This window comes from Streptomyces sp. NPDC051913, assembly GCF_044593635.1.
Classification (GTDB): domain Bacteria; phylum Actinomycetota; class Actinomycetes; order Streptomycetales; family Streptomycetaceae; genus Streptomyces.
Genome location: NZ_JBIUCI010000008.1, coordinates 89,789 through 103,207 on the forward strand (window position 1 = coordinate 89,789; position 13,419 = coordinate 103,207).

At 72.1% G+C, this 13,419-nt stretch carries 8 protein-coding genes; all 8 read right to left on the minus strand.

Annotation, left to right across the window (positions count from 1 at the left end):
- Positions 1 to 1,167 carry a site-2 protease family protein gene (locus ACIHIX_RS24615; protein WP_399959585.1) on the minus strand — a complete coding sequence of 389 codons (1,167 nt, stop codon included), beginning with the start codon at positions 1,165 to 1,167 and terminating at the stop codon, positions 1 to 3.
- Positions 1,164 to 2,213: a lantibiotic dehydratase C-terminal domain-containing protein gene (locus ACIHIX_RS24620; protein WP_399959587.1), complete on the minus strand. Its 1,050-nt coding sequence runs from the start codon at positions 2,211 to 2,213 to the stop codon at positions 1,164 to 1,166. Before ACIHIX_RS24620 ends, ACIHIX_RS24615 begins: the two co-directional genes overlap by 4 nt.
- Positions 2,210 to 4,939 carry a lantibiotic dehydratase gene (locus tag ACIHIX_RS24625; RefSeq protein ID WP_399959589.1) on the minus strand — a complete coding sequence of 910 codons (2,730 nt, stop codon included), beginning with the start codon at positions 4,937 to 4,939 and terminating at the stop codon, positions 2,210 to 2,212. The genes ACIHIX_RS24620 and ACIHIX_RS24625 overlap by 4 nt, the downstream gene beginning before the upstream one ends.
- Before the next feature lie 3 nt (positions 4,940 to 4,942).
- Entirely contained in the window at positions 4,943 to 6,523 is a 1,581-nt protein-coding gene (locus ACIHIX_RS24630; RefSeq protein ID WP_399959591.1) for a SagB family peptide dehydrogenase, read from the minus strand.
- 80 nt (positions 6,524 to 6,603) lie between these two features.
- The gene (locus tag ACIHIX_RS24635; protein ID WP_399959593.1) at positions 6,604 to 8,631 is read right to left on the minus strand and encodes a TOMM precursor leader peptide-binding protein; all 2,028 of its coding nucleotides are present in this window, start codon (positions 8,629 to 8,631) and stop codon (positions 6,604 to 6,606) included.
- Positions 8,621 to 10,834, minus strand: coding sequence for a TOMM precursor leader peptide-binding protein (locus ACIHIX_RS24640; protein ID WP_399959595.1), 2,214 nt, complete (start codon positions 10,832 to 10,834; stop codon positions 8,621 to 8,623). Before ACIHIX_RS24640 ends, ACIHIX_RS24635 begins: the two co-directional genes overlap by 11 nt.
- A gap of 6 nt (positions 10,835 to 10,840) precedes the next feature.
- Positions 10,841 to 12,652 carry a BTAD domain-containing putative transcriptional regulator gene (locus ACIHIX_RS24645; protein WP_399959596.1) on the minus strand — a complete coding sequence of 604 codons (1,812 nt, stop codon included), beginning with the start codon at positions 12,650 to 12,652 and terminating at the stop codon, positions 10,841 to 10,843.
- Positions 12,653 to 12,661: 9 nt separating this feature from the next.
- Positions 12,662 to 12,928 (minus strand): hypothetical protein, encoded by a 267-nt coding sequence (locus ACIHIX_RS24650; protein WP_399959598.1) that lies wholly within the window; start codon positions 12,926 to 12,928, stop codon positions 12,662 to 12,664.
- Positions 12,929 to 13,419: the final 491 nt, after the last annotated feature.

The window sequence follows — 13,419 nt, forward strand, 5'->3', positions numbered from 1 at the left end:
TCAAGACGTCGTCAGCAGGAAGTGGGACAGGGACACCGCGCCCGCCACGAGCGCACCGAGGACGAACAGGCAGAGCAGCCCGTAGGCGGTGTAGGCGATCCGGGCGCGGCGCGGATATCCGGCCGCGAGGGCGTCGCGGCGTACGGCCAGGCGCAGATACGCGCCGCTGGACGCCGCCAGCTCCGTCGCGCCCAGCACCTGAGCGGCGATCTTGTAGCCGTCGAGCGGCGGGAGCGGGAGCAACATGGCGAACGCCTGGACGCTGCCGAGGAACAGCAACCCCGCCAGGGCGTCGTGCGTGGCGTTGTCCAGGGGTGCCAGCAGCCAGAGTGCGAAGAAGGGCAGCAGGAAGAGCAGGTTCATCGCGGCCCCGGCCAGTGCTGTGGCGACTCGGGCCCAACGTGTGCGCAGGTACAGGTAGTTGTCCACCGTGCAGTACATGATCACCGTGGGCAGCCGCCAGCGCAGGCCTATCTCGGCGACGCGCCCCCCGTAGTGCTTGGCCACCACGCCGTGGGCCAGCTCGTGCAGAGCGGTGCTCTGCCACAGCAGGGCACCCGTCGCGGTCAGCAGGACCGGGTTCGTGAACGTCTCCCGGGTGGCCAGGGCCAGTTCGCCCGCCCGCACGACCAAGGTGGCCTCCATGACGAGGGCCATGGTCAGCAGCGGCACCATCCACCGGCGGGACAGCAGAAACCCGAACGCGCGGTGCAGCCGGTGCGCCGTCGCGTCCGCGTCGGCGACGAGCGGCAGCGTGCCGCGCAGCAGCCGCCGTCCGGGCTTGGGCGCGTCCGCGTCCGCCGGCTTCTCACCGCTCTGAGGTGCCGAGGCCTGTTGCGGTGCTGTTGCGGGTGCCCCGACCAGCAGCCCTCGGGTGCCCAGCATCCTCAGCAGCTGCTGCCAGTTGGCGTCGGACAGGCGCCGCCCGTACCGCCCCGCGTACTCCGCGCCGATCTCCTCCAGGCTCCGCGACCCGTCCATCCGCGAGATCAGGAAGTGCTCCTTGCCCCCGACCTTGAAGGACTGCCCGCTGCGCGTGTTCTTGATCAGGTGTACGGTCCCGTTGCCCAGCAGCAGTTCGTCGCTGACCCGTATCTCCGCCCGCAGCTCGGGTCGGTACTGCTGGGCGGAGGCGACCGGGGAGGCCGGCGGGGACGGGGTGTTCATGACGCCGCCTCCGTGAGCCTCTCGCGCAGGCAGCGGCCCAACACGTGGGAGAGGTACGCCTCGTCCCGGATGGTGACGTGCAGCCGATTGTTGGTCATGTGCATGTACGGGGACAGGAGCAGGGGCAGAGCCACCGCCGGGTCCGTGACGGTCTCGTCGCGTTCGCCGTCCCAGGACCGGAACACCAGGTCACCGTCGGTGGCCAACGTGGTTGCACGGTCTCGCAGTTCGGCGCAGTGGTCGGCCCAGCCGGCGAGGAAGGCGGGCAGTCCGCCGGACGTGCCCCGGGTGACGGCCGCGCGGATTCCGGCGAAGCGAGCGCTCAAGCCGGGTGCCATCGCGGCGTAGTTGGTGTCGTACTCGGCGCTGCCGATGAAGCCGGTGCCGGGAAAGGCCTTGTGCCAGAACTCGTAATAGCTGTCCAGATAGTCGGCCAGTTCCTGGTCGCCCGGCAGAAAGGTCGCGGACATCACCATCATCAGCTGGGCCGCGGTGCCGAGCAGGACGGTTCGCAGATGGAGGTTCTTGGTCCGCAGGGCGTCGATGACCAGGTCGCTGGAGTGCCGGAAGTGCCACTCGGCCAGCTCGATCCCGGCCGGGCCGCCGTACTTGCCGTACTCCGGCTCGTACGCCTCCGCGCTGCGCGAATTGTTGGGACGCAGGTTCATCCGCCCCTGGTCGTCCATGTAGTGGCCGCGCTCGGTGCCGGGGAACTCGATCTCGAAGAGGGTGTTGTAGAAATCGTTGAGGAACCCCGAGTCCACCTCGTACAGCGCGGGTCGCGCGGCCAGGAAGGCGTCGATCGCCCGCTCGGTACGGCGGCGCACCTCCGGCTCGGCCTCGGGTGTGGTGGCCTTGAGGCGCAGCCGGACGTGCGGGCCCTCCAGCCAGTAGTTGATGAAGAAGTAGCCCGCGATCAGCCCTTCCGCCTCCAGTTCGTCCACCAGCGGGCGGACGCAGTCGATCAGCAGGGGGCGCGGGTTGGCGGCGTAGAAGACGTGCGTGGCCTGCCACGCGCCGGCTCCCGTGACCGTGGAGAGGGTCATGACGTGGTCCTTTGTGGGATGGAGCCGGCAGCGAGAACGCCGGTGGTGTCGGTCGAAGCGCCGGTGAAGGCGGCGGTCTCCACCGCCAGTTCGGCGACATGGCGGCCTCGGCGGGAGACGGCGTGCAGGCCGCCCTCGTCCGGGAGCATCTCCCGGAACACCGCGCGGGCCTCCGGGCTCTTGAGCAGCGCCTCGAACGCGGTGAGCGACAGGGGGCTGTCGAAGTCGAGGTACTGGGGCTTGGCACCGGTGGCACCCCGTGCCCCGCTGTCCGAGACGGTCACGAAGACCTGGTCGGGCAGTGCGTGCGCCCGCCGGAAGCGGTGCCAGCCGAGGAACCACTGCTGGTCGGACAGGCCTGGCGCGTGCAGTGGCAGCACCGAGGCGGGCGCGCTCCAACTGCGCCGGCTGACGACGACGTTGCCGTGCCGCACGCGTGGTCGCCGGGTCACTCCGTCCACGGGCTCGCTCTCCGGGACGCCGCCCCAGACGTTGAGCGGGGCCATCGAGGTCGGGGAGAGCAGCAGCAGGGTGCGGGCCAGCTCCGGCAGGGCGAGCGGCACCAGATAGCCGAGATACACCGGAATCACTTCACGGCCGAGCCGTTTCGATCGCAGCACCAGCCGGTCCTCGGCCTCGTCGTGTTCGATGCGCAGGTCGTCGAGACGCAGCCCGAACTCCTCGGGCAGGGTGCCCCTCTCGCCGGGGCAGACGATCTCGTACTCGGTCAACCGGCCGTGCAGGTTCAGGTTGCTGGTGACAGGGCCTCCGGTGACCTCGGCGAACACCGCGCCCGGCGGACACATTCGCTCCGCGTTCTCGCGCAGTCGGTCGTCGAGCCCCTCGAAGAGGTGCGTGAACCGGCTGAAGGGGAACGACAGTCCGCCGTAGGAGCGGTTGAGGACGACCAGCGGATCGCCGTCGCCGAGGGCGAGCTGGAGGTGGTGGCTCATCGGCGCGAACACCGGTGCCACGCCCGCGAGTTCGGCTGCCACGTCGGTGAGGAGGCCGTCGTCGAGCACGAGTTCGTCGCAGCCGTCCGCCCCGCCCGCGCCCGCTCGGTCCCACAGGGCCCGCATCCGCTCCACGAAGGTCTGGCGCGCGGTGTCGAGCGCCTTCAGCTGGGCCAGGCCCAGCCAGTTCTCCTCGGGGACGTACCGCCCCTGCGCGTCGAACGACGTACGCCCGGCGGTGAAGGACATGTACTGGTCGAAGAAGTCCTCGTGGAAGTCGTGCACCAGCTTGAGCAGGTCGTCACAGCGCCCGCCCTGTCCGTGGCGGGCCAGGAAGAAGCCCTTGAACGTGATCCGCTGCGGCAGGGTCAGGTCGAAGGCGGGCAGGATCCGCTCCACCGCGCTCAGCGGTCCCGAGGCCAGCTCCGTCCAGGCGTCCAGGTCCAGCGTGACATCCCGGCCTGCCGCGGCGTCCTCGTACAGCACGGTCTGCGGGACCCTGGCGCGTTCGACGCCCAGGTCCTCCTGCACCGTGCGCAGCCCCTCACGCAACCGGCGCAGGAGCTCACCGCGTTCGGCGGGGCCGGCCGCGGCGAAGCCGTCGACGCAGGCGATCGGCCCGTCCAGACGGTCCGCCAACTGCCCGGCCCAGGGGCGGCCCAGGGCCCGTAGCGACGTCTGGAAGGCTCGCAGCGGATCGGTGTCGTGCACCTCCGTGCGCAGGCAGGGCACCTGGACCATGCCGAGATCGAGGAGTGCCTCCAGGTACTGCTCGACCTCGTCCGCTGGGGCGTCCCGGTCGGCCGCGAGCCAGGCGGACAGTTCGCCGTAACGGAGGGTCCCGCGCTCCTCGAAGAGGCCGAGCAGCCGCTCCAGGGTGCCGCTGCGGCGCAGGAAGAACAGCCGGTCCTTGACGGCGTCGAAGGTGACGGCGGTGTCGTCGTCACCCGAGGTCACCCAGCGCCGCACGTAGCGCACCCGGTCGTCGTCGCGTCCCCAGCCGGAGGCGAGCGCCACCGGAAGGTCGGCGCGGCGGGCCGGGTCGGCGACCACGGCCTCGGCGAGCCGCGCGACGGCGACCACGCTGAGCCTCGGGTGGCTGCTCCACTCGTCGTCGATCGTCACGTCCAGGCCGCCGTGGCCGAACGCGCCGAGGGCGACGCCGGTGAAGGTGCTGAACGGGCTGGTCTTGCACACGGTCCGGTACAGGTACGCGAGCAGTGAGCGCTCGATCTTGCGCTCCTTCTTGCCGGGGTGCTCCGGTGCCGTCCCCGCGAAGGCACCGAGCTGGGCGTCCAGCGAGGGCGAGGCCAGCAGCAGCCCGCCGCGCAGTCGCTCCTCCCCCACCAGGCGGCGCAGTTCGGCGCGGCTGCGCGCGGTCTCGGCGGCGAGCAGCGCGGCGCCCCTGGCCTGTAGGCCCGCAAGCCGCCGCCGGCCGGACAGCCAGGCGTCGAGCTGAGCGCCGCTCTCCTGGTCAAGGCCGCGGACCAGGGCGAGAGCGGTGTCACCGTCCTGCGGCAACCGGTTGTTGAACACTTCACGGCGCAGTTTCAGCAGTCTGCGCCGCACGGCGTCGTCCTCGCCGCTGCCGACGAGGGTGTGCAGACGCTCGCCCACGCTCTCGGCGGCGACACGCAACTCCTCGGTCATGGCGAGTACTTCATCGGCCCAGCGACGGCTGTCGGGGCAGCGCAGGCCATGCACGGTCTCGATGGGCAGTCCGGCGACCCGGATCATGAACGGCATCGACGTTTCTCCCCTTCCGGTACTCATCGGCTAGGCGATCTCGTACCGGAAGTCGGCCGGAGCCGGCCGCTCGTTGCCGATCATCATGATCAGCAGCGGCGCCTCGCCCGTCTCCTCCAGGCCGAGTTCCTCGATGTACGAGATGTTGTCGAAGCCCAGCGCGACACCGCAGCCGAGCTCCAGGGCCGAGGCCGCCGTGTAGACGGCCTGGGACACGGCACCGACGGTGGCGTTGACCAGCCGGTAGCCGCGGTCGCCCACGGCGTCGAGGACGGCGGTGGTGCGGACCGTTGGTACGAGGACCGCGCCGGCCTGTTCGAGGTTGTAGTTGGACAGGAAGTAGTTCTCCTGCAGGAACTCGCCCGGCCGGCCCTCCCGCACCAGCCGCAGACCGCGGGTGTCGGGGTCGTACTCGTAGGAGCCGGGGTGGAGGCCCTCGACGTGGTTGACGAAGGCGTACAGCTTCGCGAGCCGGGCGTCTCCCGTGTCGCCGCCGAGCCGCGCCCCGGACGTCGCGGCGGCCAGACAGGCGGCGAGCTGGTCGCCGGTGACCGGGCGCTGTGCGTCGAAGCGGCCGAAGCTGCTGCGGCGTCGGCGCAGCGCGCTGCGTACGTCGGTGTCCAGCGGCCGGGCGTCGGGCAGCGGAACGTGCGGCCGGGAGGGGTCCGCGGGCAGGGCGGCGGCCGGCGCGAGTTCACCCGGAGCGGGCCGCCGGGTCGCGTGCCGGGAGGTGGCGGCCTGCATGCGCTGTACCGCGTCGAAGGTGAGGACGGTCCTGGAACGCTCGACGTCCCGGTGCCGCACGGCCCCGGCGACGGGCGAGGTGGTCCGCGAACTCGGTGCGGCTCCATGCCAGTTGAGCGGGACGACCGCGAAGACGCCCTCCTCCTCGGTGCGCACCCCGAGCAGCCGCGCGAGCCGCTCCTCGTCGAACCAGAGCGCTGGTTCGACGCCCAGGCCTCGCGCTCGCGCCCACATGCGCCAGGTCCCCACGACGGTGCCGACGTCCATGCTCACGGCGTGGAAGGAGAAGCTGTTGTACTTGAAGGCGTTCTGCCAGTACTTGATGCCGAGCACCAGGTACTGGTCGGTGTCCACGCCCGGCGCGTCCTCCCCGAGGGCCGCGCGCACCTCGCCCGAGACGTCGCCGGTGAGCAGCCGCCGCATGGCATGGTGCCGGGTCGAGTAGTGGTGCACTCCGGGCGCCAGCGGCCCGCCCGGCCCGGAGACCCAGTAGACGCTCACGGGGTACAGGCCCCCACCGGAGGCCGTGCCGCGCGACCAGTTGGCGAGCGGGTAGGACGGCAGCGCGCTCAGGTCGGTGTTGGCCTGCACGCCGAGGCGGCGGCCGACGAGCCCGTACGAGTCGCGCAGCATGCCGGAGAGCAGGTCGAGGTCGAACGGCAGCCCCTCGTCCGGGACTTCGGCCAGTCCGCGGTCCAGGGTGGCCTCGGCGGGGCAACCTCCGTCGGGCAGCGGCACGATGTCCGTGCCCGGATAGAACTTGGTCTTGCGCGGGCTGTCGGTCCAGTTCGGCACGAAGTCGGCCGGCGGCATCGGGACCCGGCCGCGCTGCAGGATGGCAGCGGCGTATTCATGGGCGTACCCCATGGTGAACTCCTTGGTCACATTGCGCGGTCTGAGCCCGGTCGGGCGCCCGGACGCTCACGAGAGGGAGGGCGCCATCCGGGTCACGGGAACGGATGGGGCGCGGGATTGAAGTCGGCCGGCACCAGATCCCGGTCCCGCAGACCGGCCGCCCGCAGCGCGGTGCGCAGCCTCGGCATGCCGAGCGCCCGCTGGCGCGTCCAACCGAAGTCGATCGGCAGCAGACCCGGCACGATGACACCGACCGTCGTCAGCCCGAGGTCGCGCTGCTCCGGCATGGTCTGGTCGACCACGATCACGTCGAACCCGGCGCCCGTGACCGCCTCGACGCAGCGCGTCAGGTCGTCGCGCAGATCGTCGGAGACGGGCGGCACGGAGCCGTTCCCGTACAGCTCGGCCATGGTGTGCGAGGGCGGGCGGGGGGCGCCCGGTGCGCCGATCAGGAAGTGGGCGTGGTCGCCCATCTCCGGTATGCCGTACGCCAACGGATGGTCGTGCAGCGCCTCGACCTTGCCGAAGTCGGTGGCCATGGCCCGCAGCCGGGCCTCGTCCCGTTCGGTGCGGCCCTGGAGGTTGACGGCGTCCGTGCCGATCTCGCAGAGCGCGCCGGCCAGCGCGGCCTCCGGGTCGAGTCCGGCGCCGGCACCGAAGCACATGCGGCCCAGGCCGCCGTCGGGCCGCACGGCGACACCGGTGACGACAGGAATCGGGAAGGAGATCCGGGTGTCGAAGAAGCGGGCCTCATAGCCGTACATCTCCAGCCGGTCGACCATCTGCCGGGTGGCGGGCCGGGCGCTTGTGCGCGGGTCGATCTCGGGGAGCGCCGCCTGCCCGTACCAGGTGAGCAGGAAGGCGTCGCGTTCGACGACCTCCATCAGGCCCCAGTAGACGGCCTCCTCCAGACATCCGCCGGAGGCACAGCCGTTGGAGCTCTCCTGCACGAAGCGGTTCTCCAGGCCGGGTGCGTGGTAGTACGTCAGCACCTCGGGGACCAGGATCGGCCGGCTGTCGCGCAGCGAGTACCCCCACACCCACGGGATCTGACGATCGGGCGTGAACGGGGCTACGTGTGGGTTGGCGCGGTGGAACTCCTGCGAGTACAGCCCGCACTCCCGGGCGTCCAGGGCGTGTTCGCCGCGCGCCCGCAGCCCGCTGAGGGAGTCCCGGACGCCGGCGGCCCTGGCGCGGGCACGCATACCCGCGTACCGCTCCAGGCCCTCCAGTACGCCGATCCGCTCGCTGTGCCCGAAGGTGTCGGCGTGTCCGCCCCAGAACGTCTCGCGGAGGTACTCGCCCGACCGCATCGAGAAGCAGCCGATGGTGGCGGAGGTGGACAGCGACGACACATCGTGGATGACGGAGGGGCCGAGGGATCCGCACACGGGGTTGGCGTACGGCTCGACGGGCAGCTCGTAGGCGCTGATGTCCCGTACCCGGAAGGTGCCTGGTTTGTGCTTGAGGGCAGGCCGGAGGGTGAGGACCGCTGCCTCGGGGGTGTCCTGCTCGCTGCGTCCGCAGCGCGGACACTCCGGATCGGGCACCAGCGGGTAGTGACGCACCATCAGGGTCACCAGGTCCACGAGGTGGATGGCGGGAAACGTTCCGGTGCGCGGTCCGGTGCCGTCCAACCGGGCAGCGATCAGCCCTGCCAGCGCGGACGCGGTGAACGGGGTGAGGTAGGGCGACTCACCGGCGGCCCGGGTACCGGAACCGAGTTCGAGCGCCTCACGCAGGGCGACGGAACGCACCGCCTGCCAGCGCCGTGCAAGACAGCGGGCGCACGGCCGGGCGGGTTCCTTCTCCTGCCCGCCGGATCCCCGCACACCGTCGGTTCGCTCCCCCGCCAGGGACGGGGCAGCGCCCCGTTCCCTGTCCCGTCCCGGGGCCGGGAACGGGAACGGGAACGGGCCGACGATGGCGTGCCGACCGTAGAACCGTACGGGGACGGCGCCCGGCGCGGGCTGCGGCGCCGTGGGGCCGAAGGCGTCGTGGACGCCCAGGGGGGCCACGTCGAGCGGTGCCTCGGCGCCGTGGGCCGCGAGCCCCTGGCGGAGCCGTTCGGCCAGGTCCGCGCAGGAGCGCTCCAGCGGGGCGGTGGTCTCAGCGGACATCGCTGCCGCCCGTGGCCTCGGTGGTGAGCAGGACGCGGGCCGTACTGATCCCGCCCGCGGGCAGATCGGCCGGGGTGGTGGGAATGTAGAGGACGTCCCGGCCCGCGCCGCGCAGCCGCTCCAGCACGGCGTCGAAGGTGGTGGCGGTGTCGTCCGCGGCGACGCGAGCGCCCGTCACCGCGATCGTGCCGGCGGCGAGGTCGTGCAGGAGCGGGTCGCCGGTGTCGACCGCCTCGGTGGGGTCCTCCGCGGCCAGCTGGATCCGCCCCAGCAGGTCGCGCAGCGCCGCACAGGCCGCTGCCCGCCGCGACAGGCCCGAGCCGACCGCCCAGCGACCCTCTGCCTCGCGGGCCAGCACGACCTGGGCCGAGGAACGCGCGCCCTCCCCGAGGTCCACGAGCTCCACCTCGATGTCCAGGTTGGCCGCGGACTTGAACAGGAAGACCAGCTCGGGGTCGGCGTCGGCGGTCACCGCGCTGGTCTCCGCGGTGCCGCGCACGGCGCGCAGCAGCGCGTCATGGGCCAGCGCCGACAGCAGCCCGCGCCCCGCCGCCTCCTGCACCGTGCCCCCGGCCCCCGTGCCGGCCGCCGTCGCCTGGTGCAGCCGCCCTTGGTTGTAGGCGCCGAAGGGCCGCACGGCGGCCGCGGGCACCGCCACCGGCTCCTTGGTGAGCAGCGAGGTAGCGGTGATCCAGGCGGCCACGTCCTGCTCGGTCCCGCCCCTGCCCGCGCCCGTCGCCAGGGCGTCGGGACCCACAGCCGCTCCGGCGCGGGTCCGCGTGGGGACGAGGGGCACCACGTGCTCGACGTACACCTCGGCCGCCGCGTACAGCGCCCGCGTCCGCGCACCCGCGAGATGGTGCACGTCGAAGGCGGCGATCCTGCGGCGCACGCCGTGACCCAGTGCCACCTCGATCCGGCTGATCTTCAAGGGGGTCTGGGTCAGGTCCTCGTCGTCGAACCGGCTGAACACGCCGGTGTACGGGCGGACCAGCGCGGCGCTGACCCGGTTCAGCTCGTCGACCACGGATTCGGCCTCCCGGGCCGTGTCCACGGTCGGGGTGACCGGCAGCGCGAGCGCGTCGGGCAGTTCCGCGAGGGGCCGGTCGGTGAGGGAGGCGCAGCGGCGGCAGCGCGGGTGGGGCAGGACCGGCTCGGCGATGACGTCCAGCGATTCGAGGTCCTGCACGAGGACCTGCCGTTCCGTCTCCGCGGGCAGCGCGCCCGTCGTGATCCGAAAGACCTCGTAGCCCAGGAGGTTGCCCGACATCGCGGCGACCGGCCCCTGGAGCGGGCCGCCCGCGTCAGGTGACAGGGCCGCGGTACCGGACGCGATCCCGCTCCAGAGGTCAGCGGCCGCACCGGGGTCGACGTTGCCTCCGAGCCGCAGCACCGCACAGCACAGGCAGCCGGTGGAGACAGCGGTGGACAGCGGGCCGGTGACGGCCCGTTCGCCGAAGGTCCATGCGGGGATCAGCGTCCTGCCCTCGGGTACGCCGGCGGCGAGCAGCCGCTGGGCGCGGGCGGCGCCGCCCGCGCCGGTGACGACGACCACGTCGTACTCGGCCAGGTCGTCCCAGCCGATGCGGCTCTCACCGTCCGTGTCCGGGCCGATCCGGTCGAGCCGCACCGCGCAGCCGTCCGCGGTCGCCTCCTGAGCCTCGGCCTCGACGTCGGGAAAGCCGGTCGTGACACCGATGCGCGCGCAGCCGTTGCGGACCAGACTCAGTGCGCACCAGCGCGCCACCTCATCGTCGCCGAGCACCGCGACCCGGGTACTGCGGAAGCGTGCGAACCGCTCGCTCGCGCCGTCGACGTAGTGGTCGACGTAGGCGATCTGGGCGCCGAACCGCCGCTCGACATCCTCGCCCAGTGCCACCCGGTCACCGTCCTCGGTCTCCGGTATGTCGCGGGCGAAGCCCCGCTCGAACAGCGTCTTGACCAGTTCGGCCGCCATGGCCCGCTGGGCCGGTCCGAAGCCCTGGCAGACCTCGTCCAGGCGGTGGTGGCCGGCGAGGTGCGGGACCATGAGGGAGGCGAAGCGGTAGGCGGTGCGGCCCGTGAGATGGAAGCCGCCGTCGGCGTTGTGGAAGAGGACTCCGCCCGGGGTCTCGGTGAACAGGACGTCCCGGCGGATGCGGGGCCGGGTGCCGGCGAGCGAGTCGAACGTACCGGTCACTTCTTCAGCGATGGCTTCAGCCATGGAGGATCACACCTTTTCTGTCCGGTCTGCCGTCCGGAGCACTGTCCGGTCGAGTTCGTTCGGGGCGTGGCGGCGTGCGTACACGCGGAGCAGGTCGTGCACCCGGTACGGGCCGGGCGGCCCTTCCTCCAGGAACCCGGCGTCCGCGAGCCGTTCCAGGACGCTCTCGGCTTCGGGGACGGCCATCCCGAGCCCCGGTGCGCAGTCCTGTGCGCGCAGTGCCTTCAGGGGCAGCCGCCCGATCCGCACGAAGGCGTCGGCGAGCCGGGGGTCGAGACGGCCGAGCGCCCCGCCGAGTACGTGCTCGACGGACATCCGGGGCGAGTCGGCCAACAACAGCCGGGCGAGCGGGTCCTCGGCGAGCCAGCCGACACCGTCGGCGAGCCGCAGTCCGGGGCGGGTCAGCAACCGGGCGGCCATGATCCGCAGGGCGAGCGGATAGTGGCCGCAGGCCGCCGCGAGACGACGCGCCGCTTCGGGCTCGGCCTCCACGCGTTCGGCGCCCAGCACGGCGAGCAGCAGCCGGTAGGCGTCCTCGTCGTCGAAGGTGGAGAGGCGGTGCACCCAGCCGCCGTGCGTGGCGACCAGACTCGCGAGCCCCCTCCGGCTGGTGACGATGGCGGCATCGCCGCCACCCGCCGTCAGCAGTGGTCCCACCTGGTCGGCGTCCACCACGTCGTCGAGGACGAGCAGCGCCCGGTCGCCGGGCCGCCGGCCGTGCAGGGCCGCCGCCACGTCCTCCGCCACCTCGGACGGCCGACGCGGCATCCCGTCCGGGTGGACCATCGGCACCAGCAGCCCGCCCGCCGGAAAGCTGTCCCGCACCAGGTGGGCGACGTGGTGGGCGAGGGCCGACTTGCCGATGCCCGGAGCTCCGGAGATCAACACGGTCTTGGATTCGCCGCTGCTCTCTGCCGCCGTGAGCCGGGCCACCATGGCGGCGACCTCGGCCGTCCGCCCGGTGAAGGACGGCACCCCGGGCACGGGGACCACCAGCGAGGGTGCCGGGTGCGTGACGCGCGCCCGCAGTTCCGGTCCGGTCACCCCCGTCCTCGGCCGCTGTGCCTCCGTCGCGGGGCCCAGGTCCTCGCCCCGCAGGACAGCCAGTTGGAGCTTCTGGAGAGCGGGGGACGGGTCCACGCCCAGCTCGTCCAGCAGGTACTCCTTGACGCGCCGGTACTCGGCCAGCGCCTCGGCCTGCCGGCCGGTGCGGTAGAGGGCCTCGATCAGTTGCTCGCGGAACCGCTCATGACCGGGGTGTTCCCGGGTAGCGCCCCACAGGTCCACGAGGGCCTCACTGCAGTGGCCCAGACGCAACTGCAGCCGGCAGACGCGTTCCAGGGTCCGCAGCCGTTCCTCCGCGAGCCGGGGCACCTCGTCGCGGTGCAGCGAGTCGGAGCGGATGTTGGCCAGCAGCGGCCCCTGCCACAGCGCCAACGCGTCCCTGAGGAGATGGAGTTCGGTCTCCGGGGTGTCGGCCGCCTCCGCCCGGCCGACCTTCTCCCGGAATCCGATCAGGTCCAGGGCCCGCGGTCCGGCGGTGATCCGGTAGCCGCCGGGCACCGCTTCCACGGGCGTGTCGATCACGCCGTGCCGGGTGAAGAGCTGCCGCAGCCGCAGGACGCAGGTATGGAGCGCGGCCCGGGCCGTGACGGGCTGTTCCTCGCCCCAGATGGCCCGTTGAAGGTATTCGGCGGAGACGACGGTGTTGGCGTGCAGCAGCAGTACGGCCAGCAGGACGGTGGGTTTGGAGGGCTGGAGTACGGCGGTGTCGGAGCCGTCCGTGATGCTCAGCGGCCCGAGTATGAGAAACCGCATCACGCTCGCCTAGTCCCAGCCGTTGACCAGTTTACAGACCGGAACGACGGCGTCCGCGACGGGATGGGTGGCCACGGCCTCGGCCAACCGCTCGCAGACGATCAGGGCCGCATGCGTGGGGCCGACCGCGCCGTACCGCGCCGACGCCCCTGGCCCCTCGCCGCCGGACGCCATTGCGACTCCGGTTGAGAGCGACACCGCCACGATGGTGAGCCCCAGCGCGGTGATGACACGCGCTGGTACGGACGACTTCCTACAGGGCAATGTTCTGGTCAAGGTTCCCCCTTGGTCGGAGCTCCTCACCGGATCGCTTCCGGCCATTTCGACGATGCCAGCGCGCAGGCCGCACCAGGGGGGACATCGGTGTCAGGATGCTGACACCGGGCTGTAGCGGGCCTACAGCATCTGGACACCGCTCTTGACCGGAATCCGCCCCTCAGGGAGAGCCACGCGGCCTCGCAGCACCCTCTGCCGGTCCCGGGGCGCCGGGCCGAACCGACGTCACACGGTGGGCGCGACGTGCAACGTAGGCGCGTGGACGAGGACGAACGCCACGTACCGTCAGCGGCCTGTGCCCCGCCGCGCTGTACGGGAAACAGGACAGGTCCCGGTGCCTTGGGTACCGGCGAACCATCACCGCGCACGCACATCCCTGTAACGGACGAGGACCATTTCCGACCGGCCGCCGTGATCCGTTCTGCGGACCACCGCCCTAGGCAAACGGTGTTCTTAGGCCAAGCGGGGCACGCGGCATCGCAAAGAATCCG

What these genes read in the sequence shown, in the direction of transcription:
- ACIHIX_RS24615 (WP_399959585.1), bottom strand. Translation starts at nt 1,167, where the DNA reads ATGAACACCCCGTCCCCGCCGGCCTCCCCGGTCGCCTCCGCCCAGCAG.
- ACIHIX_RS24620 (WP_399959587.1), bottom strand. Translation starts at nt 2,213, where the DNA reads ATGACCCTCTCCACGGTCACGGGAGCCGGCGCGTGGCAGGCCACGCAC.
- ACIHIX_RS24625 (WP_399959589.1), bottom strand. Translation starts at nt 4,939, where the DNA reads ATGAGTACCGGAAGGGGAGAAACGTCGATGCCGTTCATGATCCGGGTC.
- ACIHIX_RS24630 (WP_399959591.1), bottom strand. Translation starts at nt 6,523, where the DNA reads ATGGGGTACGCCCATGAATACGCCGCTGCCATCCTGCAGCGCGGCCGG.
- ACIHIX_RS24635 (WP_399959593.1), bottom strand. Translation starts at nt 8,631, where the DNA reads ATGTCCGCTGAGACCACCGCCCCGCTGGAGCGCTCCTGCGCGGACCTG.
- ACIHIX_RS24640 (WP_399959595.1), bottom strand. Translation starts at nt 10,834, where the DNA reads ATGGCTGAAGCCATCGCTGAAGAAGTGACCGGTACGTTCGACTCGCTC.
- ACIHIX_RS24645 (WP_399959596.1), bottom strand. Translation starts at nt 12,652, where the DNA reads ATGCGGTTTCTCATACTCGGGCCGCTGAGCATCACGGACGGCTCCGAC.